At 45.7% G+C, this 18,169-nt stretch carries 22 protein-coding genes and 1 tRNA gene; 9 read left to right on the top strand and 14 right to left on the bottom strand.

The features are described 5' to 3' along the window. The first annotated feature begins 47 nt into the window (after nt 1–47). Nucleotides 48–248 carry a hypothetical protein gene (locus IMZ38_RS04110; RefSeq protein WP_193435651.1) on the top strand — a complete coding sequence of 67 codons (201 nt, stop codon included), beginning with the start codon at nt 48–50 and terminating at the stop codon, nt 246–248. Here IMZ38_RS04110 and IMZ38_RS04105 read toward each other — a convergent pair. The 5 genes from IMZ38_RS04105 to IMZ38_RS04085 all read right to left on the bottom strand — a co-directional run bounded on the left by IMZ38_RS04105 (nt 236) and on the right by IMZ38_RS04085 (nt 2,482). Beyond that, nucleotides 236–748 (bottom strand): Lrp/AsnC family transcriptional regulator, encoded by a 513-nt coding sequence (locus tag IMZ38_RS04105; protein ID WP_193435650.1) that lies wholly within the window; start codon nt 746–748, stop codon nt 236–238. The two genes, IMZ38_RS04110 and IMZ38_RS04105, sit on opposite strands and share 13 nt — an antisense overlap. A 76-nt stretch (nt 749–824) precedes the next feature. Next, complete coding sequence (locus tag IMZ38_RS04100; protein ID WP_193435649.1) at nt 825–1,640, bottom strand: aldo/keto reductase; 816 nt, start codon at nt 1,638–1,640, stop codon at nt 825–827. A gap of 65 nt (nt 1,641–1,705) precedes the next feature. Further along, nucleotides 1,706–1,805, bottom strand: a tRNA-Thr gene (locus IMZ38_RS04095). Between the two features lie 37 nt (nt 1,806–1,842). Next, the gene (locus IMZ38_RS04090) at nt 1,843–2,112 is read right to left on the bottom strand and encodes a MoaD/ThiS family protein (protein ID WP_193435648.1); all 270 of its coding nucleotides are present in this window, start codon (nt 2,110–2,112) and stop codon (nt 1,843–1,845) included. A 13-nt stretch (nt 2,113–2,125) separates the two neighbouring features. Further along, the gene (locus tag IMZ38_RS04085; protein ID WP_193435647.1) at nt 2,126–2,482 is read right to left on the bottom strand and encodes a GNAT family N-acetyltransferase; all 357 of its coding nucleotides are present in this window, start codon (nt 2,480–2,482) and stop codon (nt 2,126–2,128) included. A 91-nt stretch (nt 2,483–2,573) separates the two neighbouring features. On the opposite strand from IMZ38_RS04085, the gene IMZ38_RS04080 reads away from it, so the two are divergent. Next, a complete protein-coding gene (locus tag IMZ38_RS04080) occupies nt 2,574–3,755 on the top strand; it encodes a hypothetical protein (RefSeq protein ID WP_193435646.1) in 1,182 nt (393 codons plus the stop codon). On the opposite strand, the gene IMZ38_RS04075 is transcribed toward IMZ38_RS04080, so the two are convergent. The 4 genes from IMZ38_RS04075 to IMZ38_RS04060 all read right to left on the bottom strand — a co-directional run bounded on the left by IMZ38_RS04075 (nt 3,663) and on the right by IMZ38_RS04060 (nt 7,776). Further along, complete coding sequence (locus tag IMZ38_RS04075; RefSeq protein ID WP_193435645.1) at nt 3,663–4,823, bottom strand: DNA primase; 1,161 nt, start codon at nt 4,821–4,823, stop codon at nt 3,663–3,665. The two genes, IMZ38_RS04080 and IMZ38_RS04075, sit on opposite strands and share 93 nt — an antisense overlap. 193 nt (nt 4,824–5,016) lie before the next feature. Beyond that, the gene (locus tag IMZ38_RS04070; RefSeq protein ID WP_193435644.1) at nt 5,017–5,541 is read right to left on the bottom strand and encodes a hypothetical protein; all 525 of its coding nucleotides are present in this window, start codon (nt 5,539–5,541) and stop codon (nt 5,017–5,019) included. Beyond that, on the bottom strand, nt 5,534–6,520 hold the full coding sequence (locus tag IMZ38_RS04065; protein ID WP_193435643.1) for a helix-turn-helix transcriptional regulator: 987 nt from the start codon (nt 6,518–6,520) through the stop codon (nt 5,534–5,536). The genes IMZ38_RS04070 and IMZ38_RS04065 overlap by 8 nt, the downstream gene beginning before the upstream one ends. Before the next feature lie 53 nt (nt 6,521–6,573). Beyond that, on the bottom strand, nt 6,574–7,776 hold the full coding sequence (locus IMZ38_RS04060) for a hypothetical protein (protein WP_193435642.1): 1,203 nt from the start codon (nt 7,774–7,776) through the stop codon (nt 6,574–6,576). Nucleotides 7,777–7,884: 108 nt separating this feature from the next. Here IMZ38_RS04060 and IMZ38_RS04055 point away from each other — a divergent pair, with 108 nt between their 5' ends. From IMZ38_RS04055 to IMZ38_RS04035, 5 genes are all read left to right on the top strand, one after another. Then, nucleotides 7,885–8,493: a hypothetical protein gene (locus IMZ38_RS04055; RefSeq protein WP_193435641.1), complete on the top strand. Its 609-nt coding sequence runs from the start codon at nt 7,885–7,887 to the stop codon at nt 8,491–8,493. A 69-nt stretch (nt 8,494–8,562) separates the two neighbouring features. Next, nucleotides 8,563–10,074: an NAD(P)H-hydrate dehydratase gene (locus IMZ38_RS04050; RefSeq protein ID WP_193435640.1), complete on the top strand. Its 1,512-nt coding sequence runs from the start codon at nt 8,563–8,565 to the stop codon at nt 10,072–10,074. A 36-nt stretch (nt 10,075–10,110) separates the two neighbouring features. Next, entirely contained in the window at nt 10,111–10,248 is a 138-nt protein-coding gene (locus tag IMZ38_RS04045; protein ID WP_193435639.1) for a hypothetical protein, read from the top strand. Between the two features lie 6 nt (nt 10,249–10,254). Continuing rightward, on the top strand, nt 10,255–10,788 hold the full coding sequence (locus IMZ38_RS04040; RefSeq protein WP_193435638.1) for a YkgJ family cysteine cluster protein: 534 nt from the start codon (nt 10,255–10,257) through the stop codon (nt 10,786–10,788). Between the two features lie 147 nt (nt 10,789–10,935). Further along, nucleotides 10,936–11,985, top strand: a complete 1,050-nt coding sequence (locus IMZ38_RS04035) for a hypothetical protein (RefSeq protein ID WP_193435637.1) — start codon at nt 10,936–10,938, stop codon at nt 11,983–11,985. A gap of 4 nt (nt 11,986–11,989) precedes the next feature. On the opposite strand, the gene IMZ38_RS04030 is transcribed toward IMZ38_RS04035, so the two are convergent. Continuing rightward, nucleotides 11,990–12,811, bottom strand: coding sequence for a D-aminoacyl-tRNA deacylase (locus IMZ38_RS04030; RefSeq protein WP_193435636.1), 822 nt, complete (start codon nt 12,809–12,811; stop codon nt 11,990–11,992). A gap of 57 nt (nt 12,812–12,868) precedes the next feature. On the opposite strand from IMZ38_RS04030, the gene IMZ38_RS04025 reads away from it, so the two are divergent. Further along, the gene (locus IMZ38_RS04025; RefSeq protein ID WP_193435635.1) at nt 12,869–13,588 is read left to right on the top strand and encodes a tRNA(Phe) 7-((3-amino-3-carboxypropyl)-4-demethylwyosine(37)-N(4))-methyltransferase; all 720 of its coding nucleotides are present in this window, start codon (nt 12,869–12,871) and stop codon (nt 13,586–13,588) included. Here IMZ38_RS04025 and IMZ38_RS04020 read toward each other — a convergent pair. Next, a complete protein-coding gene (locus IMZ38_RS04020) occupies nt 13,579–14,724 on the bottom strand; it encodes a tRNA sulfurtransferase (RefSeq protein WP_193435634.1) in 1,146 nt (381 codons plus the stop codon). The genes IMZ38_RS04025 and IMZ38_RS04020 overlap by 10 nt on opposite strands. 55 nt (nt 14,725–14,779) lie before the next feature. On the opposite strand from IMZ38_RS04020, the gene metG reads away from it, so the two are divergent. Continuing rightward, complete coding sequence (gene metG / locus IMZ38_RS04015) at nt 14,780–15,109, top strand: methionine--tRNA ligase subunit beta (RefSeq protein ID WP_193435633.1); 330 nt, start codon at nt 14,780–14,782, stop codon at nt 15,107–15,109. A gap of 20 nt (nt 15,110–15,129) precedes the next feature. Here the strand turns inward: metG and acs are convergent, their stop codons facing one another. The 3 genes from acs to IMZ38_RS04000 form a co-directional block, all read right to left on the bottom strand. Further along, on the bottom strand, nt 15,130–16,500 hold the full coding sequence (gene acs, locus IMZ38_RS04010) for an acetate--CoA ligase alpha subunit (RefSeq protein ID WP_193435632.1): 1,371 nt from the start codon (nt 16,498–16,500) through the stop codon (nt 15,130–15,132). A gap of 71 nt (nt 16,501–16,571) precedes the next feature. Then, entirely contained in the window at nt 16,572–17,165 is a 594-nt protein-coding gene (locus IMZ38_RS04005; RefSeq protein ID WP_193435631.1) for a hypothetical protein, read from the bottom strand. Further along, nucleotides 17,146–18,144: a hypothetical protein gene (locus IMZ38_RS04000; protein WP_193436908.1), complete on the bottom strand. Its 999-nt coding sequence runs from the start codon at nt 18,142–18,144 to the stop codon at nt 17,146–17,148. The genes IMZ38_RS04005 and IMZ38_RS04000 overlap by 20 nt, the downstream gene beginning before the upstream one ends. Nucleotides 18,145–18,169 lie beyond the last annotated feature (25 nt).

The raw sequence follows: 18,169 nt of genomic DNA, 5'->3' as shown, positions 1-18,169 counted from the left end.
GAAATCAAACATCTTTGTCGAAAAACCTGTGCCGGCTAATCTCCTTCTTGCTCGAGAATGATAACGACTTTTTCAGCGATGACTACTTGAACAGCGAGGGTAGAAAACTGTTCGAGAGAATTGTTGAAATCATTCTCGAATTGAACCCTGAGTATAGTAAGCGAATAACCATGGTGAGGAAGAAGGGTTCTAAGGAGGAGGTTGCCTCCCTTCTCAGCGATATTGGTGAGAAGCATCAGTGCTGGTGATTGTTCTTACCCCTGTTTCTTAGCACGGGTATACAGTTGCTACACTTCAATACTCCGCTACACCCCGGCTCCGGGTTCTTCAACGATATTTTCTCCCCGAATGGTATCTTGCCATACTCAATGTTTACTTCAACCTTCTCCGCAAGCTCGGAGGTTAAAACCGAGACTAAGGTTGCGATTTCATCCTTCGACCTGCCGTAGAGTATGAGCAATGCCTCGCTACCATTGAGCGTTACAGCCGAGATAACTCTGTTGCAGGTTAAAGCTTTACCAACAATCTTGTCTACCTCGCTACACCTAACCCTTACAACCCCTGCCACGTCTCCTAAAAGAGCTGGGGATACTGCGAGCCTGAAATCTATGAGACCGTTTCTCTGAAGCTTCCTGAACCTCTCCCTTAGCGAGATATAGTTAAGCCCAAGCTCGCGTGAAAGCTTGAGGAGGCTCATTCGCGGGTTTTTAATCATCATGCTGGTCAGTTTTAACTCTACATCATCCAATACAATAACCACCATTCATGACGATTTTAAGAGAAAAGACTCTTATATTTTTCACGAATTACTTCCTTGGCTAATATCAATGTTCTTCAAGGCATTTTCTAAGATAGTTTATATGGGCTTCTGGAATTCTCCAGCCCATTGCACCTATCAATTCCTTAACGTGTTCAACTCTTTCAGCTTTAGGAATTGCTACCACGTTTTCATGAGAAATTAGATAGTTCAGCGCAACCTGTATTGGTGTCCTACCCGTTTTCTCGCTGACTGCTCTAACGCAGGGATTATCCTTAACGGAGCCTCTCTCTATAGGAGTGTAGGCCTGAAGCAATATTTTCTGGAACGCGCAGTAAGGTAGCAACTGCTCCTCCACCTCTCTCCTGTTTAGCACACTATAATGGACTTGTAGAGCTACAATAGGGGCTTTCTTGGTAGCGTAAACAGCTTCTTTCAGCTGGCTAAGAGAGAAGTTGCTAACACCTATATACCTAGTTAAGCCCTTGTCAACAAGTACCTCAAAATTCTGAACCTGCTGTGTGATAGACAGCCTTTCATTAGGCCAGTGTATAAGGTATAAGTCAACATAGCTTACGCCAATCCTTCTCAGGCTTTCCTGGGCTGCTCTAACTATCTTCTCCCTATCGTCCAGCCTATTGGGTAGCATCTTAGTGGTGATAAATACGCCATCCCTGCCTACCTGCTTTAAAACCTCTCCCACAAACTCCTCCGCTCTCCCCATGTCATACATCTCTGCCGTGTCAACGTGGTCGATCCCGTTTGTCAAACCATAAACATAAGCTTCGAAAGCCTTTGAGTAATTCTTTATCCCATAGGTCCCTAAACCTATGGGAGAGATCGTATCAGAGCCTACCTGTTTCCTCTCGATTAGGCCAGGCATATTGAGAATACCTAATTATTATCTATGAAGGTAAAACTTAAATTTCTATCTTACAGCTTTTTAAAAGCCGCCGGCGGGATTTGAACCCGCGTCCACCGGCTTTCTCGACGGGCCTACTCAAAACGCTTACAAGGCCGGCGCTCCACCGGGCTGAGCTACGGCGGCGTCAATAATTCTTAAACATAGTAATAGATTTTTAACTTTAACCCCCGGATACAGGAGGCATAAAGACGACCTCGTCCCCTTCTTTAAGCTCTACGGTAAGGGTTTTAGGTGAGACGTTGTTGACGAGAACAATGACTTCCGACCTACTCTGAATAATGCTTTCAATAATTCTCGAAAGTCTTGGACGAGAGGCCTTGATGTGTTCTAATAGGCTTAGAAGAGATGAGTTACTAAGTGAGACTTCCTCCAAGGAGCAACCTGCTTTTTCAGCTAGCCATAGGAAATACTTGACTCTGACCTTCACCATTCCCTCCTCATCCCTAGGAAGGCTTTGATTTCTCACGTGAAAAAGCTTCATCAAACAGTTTTTTCCACTCCTCATCGCTTAAATCCCTGTAATCCGGGTGTAGTATGCTTCGATACTCCCTGTTCTTCATGAAGAAATATACTGTGTAGCTACATATCGGAATTATCGCTAAACCTCTCTGTCTCGCCAGCTCAATAGCATACTCTACTAAACGCTTAGCAATACCCTGTCCTCTGAAAACCGGTGGTGTGTAAGTCTCCAGCAACAACATGGAGTTGTTTTCAACACTATATCTCAGAAAGGCTTTTTCCTCACTTCCTTTCAACCTAGCATATATAACGGATGAAGTGTGACCAATCTCTATCTCCATTGAAACACCCTGAGCATCCTCGGTGATGCTTATTAGATAGAATCCTTATAATAATTTCAAAGTGTCAATAATGCCTTCAACCTTGAGCCGCATGAAACTACTGGGTATTGCCTTAGTCTTCTTGATCCTAGCGGAGGGCGCGGCGATTCTAAGAGCAGAAGGAAGCCAGGAAAAAACTATCATCCTGACATACAAAGGATACACTACTATCACCGCGTCCATGGAAGGGGCTAGGAAAGTAGCAGGCGTTGACGATATCGAGCATGTTTCATTAACATACGAGTATTTGGTCATTCTCAATACTACTTTCAACATTGACAATTTAAAAAGAGGGAGATGTGAAGGAATAATTAACATTACAAGCATGACAGTAACGATTCACCCAGAAAACTCTACCTTCACACCTCCTTCCCCACCAATAATTTTCGAAGCCGAATGCTCTAGCGAACCCTTCATCATTGTTTTCACAAACGGTAGTTTCGAATTCAGGAACTATCCGGGAACACTCCACCTTCAAGGATTCACGCGAATGGATGTTGACGCCGCTCACTACATCTACTTCCTGACAGTAATGATGTTCAATGAAACAAGGGATCAAGGATGGAGCATTTACGTTGAGCCTCTGTCAAAGCTACCTATCTTGGTTAGCTTCGATGAGCAGCAAGAAGTAGAAGGGGTTAACACTCTAACAATGCACTCCGTAATCTATATGGAAAATGCCAGGCAAACTTTTAGGGAAATTCTTGGACGAGTAGTCTACGACTTCATAATCCAAGGGGAGTCATACACGGGTAGCCTTGTCCTTATTCACAGCTTAGGCGAGAACGCGATAAATGTGACTGCCGAGATAGTGGATAACGAGACTATAGCTATCAACCTGGGAAAACCCGTTACCTGCTTCATTATAGTGGAAGCCCCTTACGGGGTTGAAATCTCCTATTCTAACGTAGAGCTTAAGAATTATACAAGCATAGGGTCGACAATTTATTATTCAACTAAACCAGCTAATTGTTCAAGCGTGTTATTCCGGTTTAACAAGAATGTTACACTCCTCTTTAAACCAGAGTTTCCTGAGAAAGGAGTCAACCCTAAGTACGTTCCCCCTTCAGTCGACGTGATCGCAACAACCCTGGTCTTCAATGCAGCTACCGCATATCTTGTATACGCCGTGGTAAGCAAGCTACTGGGTTTCGCTCGCAGAGGAGGGACCCCCCGTTTCAGACTTCTCCGTGGATTGCTTAAGAAGTTTAAGATTATGCTTGTACGCAGATAAGGGGTGTCTTCCTCCAGCGCAATAATTCTGAATAGGGCACGCACCTACTGATTTCATCCTGTCACAACTGTAAGGGGTGTACTTCCTCCTGCTACCCCTTAACCCGGCAATATGCTCCACCTGATACCTCGCAATTTTTTCATCGAAATCCGCCGTGGTTCTAAACACTGCTAGAACATCATCAACACTATATCCAATGTTAACGAGAAAAGCCGCTAGGTTGAATCTTTCCTCGTGACTGGGGTTGCCGCCTGATTTGATTGTTGAGAGAATCTTTTTAATACAAGGCGGGAAGGCTTCTTCTACAACGCCGGATACTTCTTCGCCAACACCTCTATCTTTAACAAAGCTTCTCCGCCACCATTTTACATTCTCGAGATATCGTTCCACCTCAGCAATTAATTGTTCAATCCCGTTTAGAAATTCGGTTGATGGGGGCTGAAGGTCTTCATAAGTTTTCAAAATATAGTGGAAACAAGCCTCCTCTAACAGACGCGTGAACCGTCTGCGATCCACGTATACAAGCCCTTCGTGAACTATTTGGCTCGATAGATTGTAAGAGGAGTCCTGCTCAAGTCTGCCGGCTACGAGTCTTATGAAGCCTGTGAGTGTGATACCGTACGACAAGGACTCCCATCCAAACTGTTTCCTACCCCTCTCTTCCTCGACAATTCTTAAAAGCCTTGGAGGCTGCACTGATTTGATTACACCGATACCTATTTTTCTGGCAACATTAATTAGAAGTTCATCGTTCTCACTCCTGAAGAAGAAGCCAGCTCTCTTAGAATAAGCAACAGCAGTCCTAGCTAGTAGTTGCGGCTCCTTAATAGCTTTAGAAACCAGTCCGAGAGAGTAGAAGACGATGACCTCGTGATCAGAATTGTAGGATGACCTATCCTGTGGTACCGTGGTTTTCTCAACAATTAACTTCAAATATGAAAGAAGCTTCTCATATAGTGGGGCATCAGGATTCCCAATCAATACTGGTAGAACGGTGTACGAGTTTGGAACCACGTCTTCTAACCTAAGGAGAAACGGATACTTCCAGTATAGTGGTATCCCGGACATCCTCCTCAGCCTGATCGGGTTCGATCACTTCTCACGCGATGGCGTACTCATCACGGGTTTTCAAATCGTACAAGGCGGGTTCAGCGCTTTGGCCCCACATCATTCTTCAGAGGTCCTCCCTCATGGGAGGTCCCCATGCATCAACCCCGCCGTTTTAGAATATGGGTTAAGCAGGATTTTAACAGTATTGGTTTCAATCAATTTCGAACAATATTTTCTCAAACCCTCTTATACGGGTTCCTTTTTTAACATTAAATCTTAAAACCCTGCCGCCTGCTTCCACCTTAAATGGAACACCCAGGTCTGCTAGCACGACTCGGGCTTTACCGGGGAATAGCCATACCACTTCATAATCGTATTCTGCAACCTCTTCCTCATAGTAATTCTCATAAGTGTTTAAGCCTTTAACCAGGTCTCCTTTGAAACTCACTATGAAGAGAATGTACGGTCTCTTAGCATCGCCTCTGAACCCGATGCTGACGTTTAAAACGGTGGGGGTTGATTCTGAACCATTGATTAAAACCTTCTCCAGATCCAGGTAGAACTGCATGTTTCTTGAAAGGGTTTCTAGTTCTACATCCAGCCGGTCTTGATTGCTAACTACTGAGGCATAGTACCCGTCTGGGTCATAGTATTCGAAGAGAATTAATTCGTTGAAAACCCCGTTCTCCTGGACCGTGAAGAACCCGTTTGCGAAGACGGGAGAAGGCTCAGTCATTCCTCTTCTCCTTGGAAGTTATTTTCTTGAAAGCCTCAAATCCTTTCTCCGTTAGTCTAAGGTAGTTGTACTTGCCCGACCTCAACACGCTAACGTATCCCTCATCCTCAAGCTTCTTGATTCTCCTGCTTATGCTTGATTTTGGCCTACCAGTTAAGCTTACTAGTTCAGATTGCTGGAGGCCTTTATCACCGGCTTTCCCAAGAGTCACTATAATATCTCTTACTACTTCATCGGTTAACAAGTCCCTTGTAGCTACTGGTTCAAGCTCGATCGATACTCTTCTCCTCCATAAGTATATGAAGACCCCTGCAATCCCGACCGCTAAAAGAGCTACGATAATAGCGATGATTGTGCTGAAGCCTGTGGCTGGAGAGGGCTGGTTAACAGGAGGTTCTTCAATATTTGTTAGAAGCAGTACAAAGTATAAGCCGGGACGGTCGATCTGTAGAACTGTGAAAGAATTTGAGTAATAGACTGTTCCATTGTATGCTTTACCACCTAGATTTTCAACCATGACTCCGTGGCTTCCGTAAACATAGAGTTTAAAGCTCGCAGAGCCCGCGCCAGCGAATTCTTCCAGGTTTAGGAAAAACCCGTACACGCCTGGCGCGTAATTATCGGTGATGTTCTCCGCTATCAACCATGCCGTGACGCGCGTGGTGTTCAAGGCTATTAGCCTTAAAATCTTATCGTGCTCGTTGTACTCGTATATCAAACTCCCTGCTTCAGGGGTGGCTGTGATGTTGACAATGTTGAACCATGCATCTTCACCAATGAACGCCAACGGTATTTCAAACATAGTAGTGTTTGAAGAATCATGAATATCGAGCACTATCTCCATTAACCCGGTATTCGACAGCAAATCATAGGAAAGATTGATTGATATCGAATATGCGGCCTCGCCATTGAAAACTGGTGTGAAAGCCGAGACCAGTGTAAGAGCAACTATGAATGCTAAAATTTTCTGGTTAAACATATAGCATCTAAGGAGATATATGGATGGTTAGGGATTTAAAAAAGTATAATGGGTTATTGACCCATTCTAACCTTTATGATTTCATTCTCGAACATGTTTCTTATATCCATTCTCAACTCCAGCTGGAACTGGTATAGGCTTAGATACAATAGCTGTAAACCTGTTGAGTTTGTCGAGTTAGCTACTTCTCCAACCAGTTGGCGGCAGTATTGGTAGAGCTCTGTCAAATTGTTAATGCCGTGCTGAATTCTCCAAGTCCGCATTATTACTGGAAACCTGTACTCGAGCTTTATAGCGTAATCCGTTAATATCTTAGCCACAGCATCGATCTGCATTGCCCTATATCTCTCTCTAAGCTGAATAGCCTCCGTTCTAACGTACTGGACTAGTTCTTTGAAATTCCTTATCTCCCCGGCCTCTATCTTAGCCCTAATCCTCTCCCTTAACTCGGGAGGCAGTTTTTCGGAAACCAGGAGTAGCTGGAGTTTCAGCCCTCTTGGAACAATCAACCTGTTGCTTAACCCTTCATAGTCTGATGCGGCCAGCCTTATTTTCTGGGCGAACACGCTTTTAACAAGCACAGCGAAACCTCTGACGTAAGCCCTGTATCCTCCAACAGCGTGCCAGAAAGCTTCTGTGATGTTGGTTTCAATCAGTTCTCCCGCAACAGCAGTTAAGTTGTCGCCTCTTTCAATGTGCCAGTATACTAGCAAGGGGATTGTCAGATTCCAAGCCTCTACTTGTCCAACAGCCTCCTCTAGCAGTTGTTTCAGCTCTCCCGCCTTTCCCAACACTGCTTCAACCGTTGCCGCAGTTATTGTATTGTTTTCATCCAGTGTTGAAGGTATAACCTTGGCTAAAACCGGGTTCGCGAAAGCTGGAGCATGACTGTAGTGGATGGCGGCTACTATTGCGAACACCGTAGCCCTCTTAGTATTGTTCACGCTCAACTCAATGGCTTTCTCTAGGAAGAAGTCCCCTCTTATAAGGCTAATGTTAGCGGCTTGAACATTCTGCTCGATCTCCCACTGTAGCAGGTTGTAGGTTAGGTTTCTCATCGTGTAAGCGAGATCGAGGGCGTCAGTGAAGTTGATGGCAACCCTGTACAACCCGTATGCCGTGCCGCCAACATTTACGTCTTCAACAATGTTCTCATCCTGCACCGGGGTCTCATCAGCAATTAACGCTACCGGGGTTATCAACGATGCGAATAGAGCGGCTAACACGAATATAGGGAGTATTTTCAGACCTTTCATACTTCCCACCGAGTCTATCGTATGTAGACCGTTTTAAATAAGGGTTAATTGATAAGTTCCATAAGGGATTGTTCCACCCGGTTGAAACGATCAACAAGGTGGATTGGTTTGTGGATTTATGAAGAACTTTACAGCTGCCCTAAAACAGTCTTGATAGGTAAGGCTTTTGTGGGGAAGCATCCTGGTCTCCTGACCTTGTCGATTGGAAACTACAGGGCTAACTTATTGAGGAAGGGAAGCGAGTGGTTTCTTTACCACAACATTCCCGTAGAGCTAAACCCTGATGAAACTGTTAATGCATGCCTTCAAATAGCCAAGGGGTTGTTGCATGAGCAGAAGGGGCTGGAAAAGGTGATTGCGACATCAATGTTTTACGGTGGTTTAACGTTTTTCATAGAGCAAGGAACCGAGCACATTCTATTGAACATGGAGCCAGTGAACAGAGATGTTTTCAGGTTTTACATAAACCCTAAAGGAGAAAAGACGGTTAAGGAGTCGGGTTTCGAACAACTAAGCCTGTTCATGCTCTCCATGAGAGAGGGTCTCAAAGACTTGATGCTTGAGAGCTGTGCTGAAATAGGTAGAAGAAGTAGCGGCTCATGTATCATCCCCACAAGCGTTGGAGAGTTAATAGTTTCAACTGAGGAAATCACTAGAAAAGAGTTGATGAGAGTCGTCCCCGATAATGCTCCTCTCAGACATGTTGTAAAGGTTTAACATGAAGCCCCTGGGAATCACGCCTATCTTATATTCATAAATATGTATATTAGTGTTTGAGGGAGTTGCATGATAACAACCTTAGACATGAAAGTCCTTGAAACAAACTCGGTCGCGCTAGGCTTGCCACTTAACAATTTAATGGAGGCGGCAGGTAAGAGCGTTGCAGACTTCGTGGATTCACAGTTGAAGAGTAGGGAGGAAGTAAGCATTGTGGTAATGGTTGGGAAGGGAGGAAACGGCGGGGACGGGCTTGTAGCAGCCAGGTATCTTTCATCAAAAGGCTACAGAGTTGAGGTTCTACCAGCCTACCCGTTCTCGGAGATAGAGCATCCCGACACGTTTTTCAACTTGAAAATTCTGAAAAAGCTTGATAGTGTGGTAATCCATGAGCCCGGGCGGCTAAGGGCTCTGGAGAACAAGGATGTGATCATTGACGCGTTAATCGGCACCGGGGTTAAGGGAGCTTTGAAATCTCCTTTAAGAGAACTTGTTGACAAGGCGAATGAGGAGAAGGCCTACTTGAAAATCGCTGTTGACACGCCTTCAGGACTTAACCCTGACACAGGGGAAGTACATGGGTCAGCTTTTAAAGCACATTACACGGTCACCTTCCACGATCTTAAGCCAGGATTGCTGAAAAACCCTGAGTATACTGGTGAGGTAATCGTCGCAAATATCGGCATCCCTGTAGAAGCAGATAAATACGTGGGGCCGGGCGATGTCCTCCATAGAATTCCTCCTCGACCAAGGGACGCGCATAAAGGCTCGTCTGGGAGGGTGCTCATCATTGCCGGAAGCATGAGGTACACTGGAGCAGCACACCTAGCGGCCCAAGCCTCCTTGCTAGCCGGGGTGGACCTCTCCTTCCTCGTGGTGCCCGAGGCGATCAGGGACATAGTGGCTGGTTTCTCACCAGACGTGATAACCCTGCCCTATCCGGGTGAATACTTGTCAAACAATGCAACACCTGTAATCACTAAATACATTGAAGAGTTGAAACCGCACGCTATCGCTATAGGACCGGGCCTTGGCAGCGAGTTGGAGACCTTGGAAGCCGTGAAAAAACTAACCAACTACCTGGTAGGAAAGAACATCCCCCTGGTTCTGGACGCAGACGCGCTCAAAACAGTTAAGCTAGGAGTGGACAGGTTCAACGGGATGGTTGTTTTAACGCCTCACCGAGGAGAGTTCAGGAACATCACGGACTACACTGTTAGCGAGGATCTCCGCGAGGCTTCACAAATGGTTGAAACCGTTGCAAAGGATTTAAACGCTGTGATCCTGTTGAAAGCACCAATCGACATTATAAGCAACGGGGAGAAAACACGGTTTAATAAGACCGGGAACCCGTACATGGCCGTAGGAGGCACCGGGGATGTTTTAACAGGGCTGGTGACAGGGTTAATACCCCAGGTTAAAAACCTGTTCCACGCTGCGTGTATAGCGGCATATCTGAACGGGTTGGCCGGGGACTACCTGCTTAAAACCGGCAAACACGTCTCAGCTTCAAACATACTCAAAGTACTTCCGATCGTTAAGAACAAGCCCTTAGAGATTCATAAAGAGATATATGATTAAAAACCGTTAAAACATTGTTATAATTGATGATGGAAGATGGGTGAACAGGACAAGAAGAATATAGAGGAAAAACTCATACCAGGGGTTATACTTGACGAGGATGCAGAAGAGATCTACTACGAGTTAACAGGGTCGAAGTGCTCGAAATGTCCGTTAAGAGGCATGTGCGGGTAGTTGGAATTGCCTCGTGAAGTAGTGAAAGGGGCTAAATTCAGTTTCAAATGCCAGAGAAGTGGTGTTTGCTGCAGTAGCGGGCCAAACGTGACTTTAACCTCCTACGATATATGCAGAATAGCGAAATACATGAATGTGGACTGGCGGGAGCTCGTTGGCAAGTACGTTAATGCCGTAGTAGCAGACCATATACCGGTACCATTTCTAAGAGGTGAGAGAGACCGCTGCGTCTTCCTTGTTAAAGTCAACGGCTTACCCTCATGCAGCATCTACCCTGCAAGACCCATGAGGTGCAGGCTCTTCCCGTTCATCCCATACGGGCCTAAAGTGCTTGACAAGATGTATGTCTCCAGCATATGCCCAGGCGTGGGGAAGGGAGGTGAAATAGATCCTCCATGGGGGGATTTGGAGAAGTATTCGGAGGAGGTTTCCGATCACTACCGGAGACTTTACGATTTTATCTTTAACAAGGGATATGAACCGATTAAAGCATTAGAGGAAGTTACAGATACAGTGTGCAAGGAAATTTCTGAGCTATGAATGTTACTACTCTGCCAATATCCTCTTCTAAGGAGTCTGGTCAGACAGGGGTTCACTCTGATCATCTCTAATCTCTCGCGGCAGGGCTTCTTCATCCCTTAATTTAATATCCCTACTCCCAATAATAATTTTAACACGGGGAGTTAAATGAGCTTGAATGACTTACCATTGATACTTAACAAGACTTTCAACGGGGACCTTTACATTGACTTTAGAAACACAGAGGTGAAGCTGGGGGGAAATATAAATCAAAAAGTAACCATACCAATAGGCCTTCCAAACAGGAGTTTCACGCCGCTTCAACTGGCAATTCTCGACATGATTGTCCAGTCGCAAGACAATAGGATTGATTGGAAAGTTAAAGTCAACGGGGTCAACATAACCAAAGAGTTCAAACCGTTATTCACCGCGAAAACCGATTCAGCAGTATACTCTAAATTCGTTTTCGACATAACAAGTATTTTGAACACTGAAGAGTCGATGAGCAGGAACTGGGTTAACGTGACTATTAAACATGAAGGTGGCACAGGATTCTCCATTAAAACCCTTCTCTTGCTCTCAATTTACGAATCCGAGGATGGAAGGACAAGCCTTGAATACAGGTCAGGGCTGGTCCGGTTGAGACCCGGGGAGAGGTTCAACATAAGTAAGGGTGAGGACGAGCCTTACTCCAATGTGAAAATAGTCTACGGCTCGATGTCAAAGGACCTCATAACTACAGTACATATTGGAGATAGAATTATCAGGCTCGGTATTCACAACGATTTCGAAGAATACGAGTTCACGAGAGAAGGTAAACAACCAGTGTTCATCCAGGTTGAGGAGAGTGTTAATAGTTCGAAAACTAAAGAGGTCTTCCTTGCCAACGTGATCAGTTACAATAGCACTCTTAAAGCACCGTTTCTAGTTGGAAGCCTGGACTCGGTGCGGATGGAGGGCAGGGAGCTAGTAATTGATCTAAGCTTGAAGAACACCGGTGAATCTGCCCCTGACAGCGTGGTCTACACTATTCTCCACAAGGGTCAAGCAATCTACACTAGTAAGGATGTGGAGAGGATTGACCCCCAAATGCTAGTCAACAGGAAAATCCATGTTAAGATGCCTGAGGGCGTTGACGAAGCTACTTTGAGAATTATCTGGCGTAAATTAACTAAAACATGGTTTCTAGACCTGCCGATTTCTTTGAAGAAGAATTAAAAGCTCAAACGTATCTTACTTCTATACCTCTCCTGCTCGCGTAATCCTCTATAAGACTCCTATGTTCGATGCGAGTGCCCTTCTTTTCAACGATAATCCCTCTTACGTCGATATCGCTCCTACTAATCATCTTGTCAAGGATTTCTTGGGAAAGGTGTTGGAGGGCGTACTTGGGAATAATGTGGCCATAGCAAACATTCTCTTTCAAAGCTATTTCCGTGTGCTTTCTAGGGTAATGTCCACCACCTATCCCGATTACCGGCTTACAATCTGCCGGTGGCGATTCAAGGAGCTTTACAATCGAAGAGGCAATAATGAAGTGGTTTGACGGGTCTCCCCACTCGTCCACGCTGCTACCGATTTCCACGAAGACCAGCGGCTTAGATAGGGAGGTTGGGCCGTGATGTGTTGCCTCGTAGCTAACCTCGTACTCGGCTCGACTACTATTCCTCCAGCTATCATGCAATGCTCGCAAAAGAAGCCAAGAAACCATAGGCGATGATATACCGAGTTCCCCTGGGTTGCCACCGTACAAAGCGTTCCCACCAAAGTTGCCTGTGTGGTGGACCGTGTAACTTTTAACTCGTGCCTCGCTGGAGTGTCTCGACAAGATGATGTATATTTCAACCTCCGGAGGCATTCTATCATCTAGAAAATCAAAATATATCACATCCTCCCTGAATCCTGCTAAAACAATATTCCCGCCTTGAAAGCAGGTTATGCTGTTCTTGCAAACAGAGGATTCTGAAAGCCCCATCTTATCCCTGAGAGCGCGCGCTATTCCCGCACCGGCGGGATCGTTTATGCTGTAAGCAAGACCGTACATTCCCTACACCAATCTGCAATTATAAGCAGAATTCGTTTTTAATAATAAGGGGTTGGAATGAAATTCAACATTGAATCTTGGAGAAAGAGGAAGAAATCCTTCTGGAGGCGAATTCTGGAGGATCTGGAAATAGGGTATTTGGATAAGGACCTTCTCCCTCTCCTCCTATTGCTCAACCTTGACGCACGCATTTACACGATGAGTAGCTGTAGCGGTAGGATCACCCTTGTCGACGGTGACAATCCTTGGAGCAGGGAGGATACTAGCGTGGTTTTTAAAAAGCATCTCCCAATTACTCTCGATGAACTAGCAAGCATTTACCGGGTGAAAGTAGCTAGGAAATTATGGATCGTTGTTACGGGACCCATAATCCATCTCTCTTCTTCCCAGATACCTCTAGCCCTCCGGATCCTTGAACACGCGAGGAAAGAAGGCTATAAACACAGCGGCATCATGCATTTAAGCCGTTCGAAAGGGTTTTTATTAGAATTGTCCACGGGGATCTGGGTCTCGCAGCTTTTGCGAACCGTTGAAAATCTTGTGGTACCCGAGGAGGGTTTAAGCCTTGTTGTCAAAGAGTATAACAGGATACTTTTGGAGGGGAAGAAGCGTCTCGACAAGCTGTATAGCTCTTTAAAACAGATAATCCCTGAAGAAGTGGACCTCGAAGTAAACGAAGACATCGGTAAGAAACTAATGTATCTTGGAAATGTGACTCCGCTACAAGTGTTTTGTGAGCTGGCTGGGATAAACGAGGATTTTATGACTCAGAGGTAAACCACTTCAGACTCATGAATGATATTTTCCAAGTCTTTCTCAGCCTGTTTTAAGTACTCTGCTAGAATATCCCGTACCTCCTTACCCGAGAATGTCGCCGGGCTGTCCGGTTTCAACTTGCATTCGCCGACTTCTCGTGAAAGAACTGAGAATCCAATTTTCCTCGATGCCTCAATTATTTCTTCCTTGTCTATGAAAATCAGCGGACGCGTGACCGGCTTGTCGACGAGTCTTGTTAAGGTTTTAAGATTACTGGAGGTTTGACTGGCAACCTGCCCCAGTGATTCGCCTGTGATGATAAGGTCGCAGTTTTCCTTCTCAGCTATCAGGCTAGCAATCCTGTACATGGTTGCTTTGCATGCTAAGCACCTGTACTTTAGAGGTATCTCAGCGTTTGCAACGATTCTTGAAGCATTCTTCACAATATATGCTTTAAGCCTGTCCCACGGGGTTTTCTCAGCAAGAAGCTTTAAACCCTCCATCGCTCTTTCAACAGCTTGCGGGGACCAGTAAGGGGACATGTCTACGAAGACAGGAATTACTCTAACCCCCCTCTTAACGGCTTGAATGGATGCCAGCGCGGAGTCAACGCCTCCTGAGAACAAGACTACTCCACAACCTTGAATGCCATATGGTAGCCCGCCCATCCCCTTGTAGACCTTGTTGTAAACAAACATTACCCGGGTTCTGACGTCGACTCCTATAACGGCCTCGGGCTCCACCAGGTCGACAACGGCTCCTGTTTCATCAACTACTGCTTTAGATATGAGAGCTGTAAGCTCTTTTCTACCAACGCCGAGACTTCCCTGGAGCTCTATCTTAAACCTTCTAACCCTATCCCTTACCAGGATGTTAGAAATGGTTTCAATAAGAACGGAATAATCTTTCCCGATTCCCACGACAGGGCTGAAAGAAGAGATCCCGGGGACATATCGCAGAATACTTAAGTATTGATCCAAGGGTGAGCCTAACGGATCTATTAGTATTCTAACATTATCTACAACTTTCAATTGCGCCTTTAAGCCTTTCCTTTCAAACACTTTCTCAATGCTTTCTCTCAGGAAAGATAAGTAGGTAGCCCTAGTATTCACTCTTACCATGTATTCCCCGGGTCGCACGAGTATGGCATTAAACATTTATACCAGCCTGTTTAATTAGTGATAGGCGAAAAGACTCTATTAAGGTGATTATATGAGCCAGGAAGTAGGGATCGAGGACTTTTCGCGCATCGAGCTGAGAGTTGGACTGGTCAAATCCGCAGAGAAGGTGCAGGGGAGTGAGAAGCTTATCAGGCTAGTCGTTGACCTCGGGGCCTTGGGCGAGAGGCAGATCATAGCGGGCCTGGGTAAATGGTACCCACCCGAATACTTCATTGGTAAATACATCATTGTGGTTGCAAACCTGAAGCCGAAAAAAATGATGGGGCTTGAAAGCAAAGGCATGCTACTAGCAACAGATACTGATCCGCCCGTGATAGCCACTGTTGAAAAACCAGTTGCTCCGGGAAGCAGGTTGTTTTAAGGAAAAATTTTCGATTCTACTTAGCGAGAGGAAGAAATGTATTTACTGTACCATATCATCCTAGATAAGGCGTAAACAGCTCTCTCAGGCGCTCCGTAGGCTGGTATTCCGTTTCTGTTCAAATACCTTATAGCTTCGTACGTGTCCTCGCCGCCCACGAAACCTGCCACTATAGGCTTAGAAGCCCCGTTTGACTGGTAGAACTCAACAATTGCCTTAGCGAGTTCTCTTGGATCGAGAATCGCAGTTCTACAATACAGCAAAACTATATTGTCAATCTCATCGGAATCTAGTGCAGCCTTCAAAGCTTTCAAGTAATTATCGGCCACGGCCTGTCCCGTTAAGTCAACAGGGTTCTTAGGACTGCCGAACCAGGGCATGGAGGCTTTAAGCTTCTCCTTCAACTTCGGGGACGGGTCCACCAGCTTAACATTGTTCAGCTCGGCTGCATCGGTGGCTAGCACTCCAACCCCTCCTCCATTCGTAATTATGATCGTTCTATCACCTTTAGGTAGTGGTTGTAGAGCGAAAGCCCTTGCAACATCGAACATGTCTTCAACAGTGTATGTTCTTATGATTCCCGCCTGCTTGAAAGCCGCCTCGTAAAGGGAGTCGCTTCCCGCTAAACTCCCGGTGTGACTAGCCGCTGCGGACGCACCTCTCTGGGTTCTGCCAGCTTTAATGACTATTACAGGCTTTTTCTTACTCACCTTCCTCATTCTCTCAACGAACTCTCTACCATACCCGGGCTTCAACCCCTCCAGGTAGATGGTTATCACCTTAGTGTTGGGATCGTCTGCAAGGTATTCCGAGAGCTCGATAACGTCCAGGTCAGCCATGTTGCCAACGCTTACGAGAGCCGACAAGCCTATCTCGTTCATTATGGTCCAACCCATTAACGCAATGCCTAACGCCCCGCTCTGAGTGATGAACGCTATGTTACCTTTCGAAAGCTCAAGCGGCCCGAATGTCGCGTTTATGTTTAACGGGGTGTAAGCGTATCCGAATATGTTTGGGCCTAGAATCCTCATACCATACTTTCTAGCGGTCTCAACCATTTTCTCCTCGGTTTCAACGTTTCCGACTTCCGAGAAACCAGCAGTTATAACTACCGCTACTTTGACACCTTTACGCGCACACTCCTCTATGACGGGCGGAACCTCTTGGGCTGGCACGGTGATAACCGCTACGTCAACCTCGTCGGGAATGCTTGAGATTGAAGGATACGCTTTCAATCCCAGGATTTCATCAGCATTTGGGTTGACCGGGTACAGTTTCCCCGAGTATCCGAAGTATTTTATGTTTTTAAGAACTACATGACCGATCTTTCCGGGAGACCTGCTTGCTCCCACTACCGCTATGCTTTTGGGTTCGAACAAGGCTTTTACCATTTATAAGCACCCCTCAATTCATACGTATTTATCCTCGCATATATAAATTATGATTCAGTGGCTTAAGTGAGCTACATCTTCATTCTCAGGTTCTCGAATACGATGTTGAACCTTCCCGTGAAATACTCAATCACTCCGACCCATCCCAGGTAGGCATAGCCCGGTGAGACCACCTTCCCATTCACGCAGGGATGCGGGCACGCTCCCGTTATTACAAGGTTCGCCTCAGTTTTTTCTAAAACCTCGTCAACGATCCCGGTTGATAAACCACTGCAACACTTGTGTAATCTCCCGTTCAAGAATGAGACGAATACTGTTGCTTCCACGTTCGAGCGGCAGGAATATTCCATCTGGGATCCTGTAAGTCCTAGCCCAATAAACCTTAAATTATCAATTAGGTGGGGTTTCGTCTCGAGCAAGGATCCTTTCGAGGCGAGAACCGAGGCTAGTGAAGAATCGTCAAGATTGCCTGTTACCCCTAAAACCGTTGCCCCGCACTTATCGATCAACCATTCCACGAGGCTTGGTGAAACAGTGTTCCCGGCAAGCACGACGAGCCGTATTCCCCTCTCTTTCAAGTAGTAGCAGAGGAGTCTACCAATAGTCTTGTCGCCGTAAAGCCAGGATGCAACAGCTATTTTTAAACTAGGAGACTGGCTTGACAAACCCCTTACCCTCCACTCCTCCTACTAAAACCCTGCAACTCTCCAATCTGTCACTGCACTGAAGTAACCCTTTTACGAGAACATCACCACCCTCGAATAGTATTGAAGTATATAGTGATTCGAAACTCGTGATCTCAGTGACATCGTAAAGCGGTTCCACAGTAGAGTATAAAACCGTGTAGCTTTCAAGCGCTCCTCGTGAAGGATAGGAGAGCGCGTCCAAACCCCCCTTGATAATCCCGGATAACGTGATTTCGCCAAGGCTTTTGAAATGAGGCTTCAGCAACACGTTCTCTCCTTGACGGGAGTTAAACATGATTGAGTAAGGTGTTCCATTGAACAAACCTCTCCTATATTTCCGATATAAGTGTTTCACCATTCCCACAGGTAGTCCAGATGTTTTTGAAATCCTGGAAGACCAGTCTTCCATCAACCCTTCTGTGAAGGGTTGAAACAGGTCTAACTCTTTCACACACTCTATGATTTTCAGCGACTCTCTCCAACCGTAAATAACTATGTCGATATCGCTAACAGCTGGATTGTGAATTCCTGGCAGGATAGACCCTGTCACACCTATCCCGGTGGTTAAGCCTGTGCAATCATGTAGTGCTTGAATGAGGGATGAAGCCTTCGCTTCCAAGGCATCCACAGGTTTAGATAACAATTGCCTAGCTCGCTCAACAGGATCGTAAATCTTGCGTATCATTGAAACCGGTATCACCGGAACCTGGGCGTCGTAGAAGGGGATGTATTCTTTTAAAACAGCGTGTTCGTGGACTTGAAACGGGTCGTAGGTTTTAACAAGCCTTTCGTAAGATAAACCCCCACTCCTCCAGTAGGTTTCACCGGGAGATGGACAATACTTCAAATAGCCAATAAAGTAGTAAGGAGTATGGTCGTTTCCAACTATAACCCCGTAGCAGTTGTCAATCGTCCCAACATAGTAGTGATCTAAAACAGTGTCCTGTGAAACCAGCACTCCATCCAACCCGTTTTTAATAAAT

The sequence above is a fragment of the Thermosphaera aggregans genome (assembly GCF_014962245.1).
In the GTDB taxonomy this organism is placed as follows: domain Archaea; phylum Thermoproteota; class Thermoprotei_A; order Sulfolobales; family Desulfurococcaceae; genus Thermosphaera; species Thermosphaera chiliense.
This window is presented reverse-complemented; position numbering and strand designations above follow the sequence as displayed.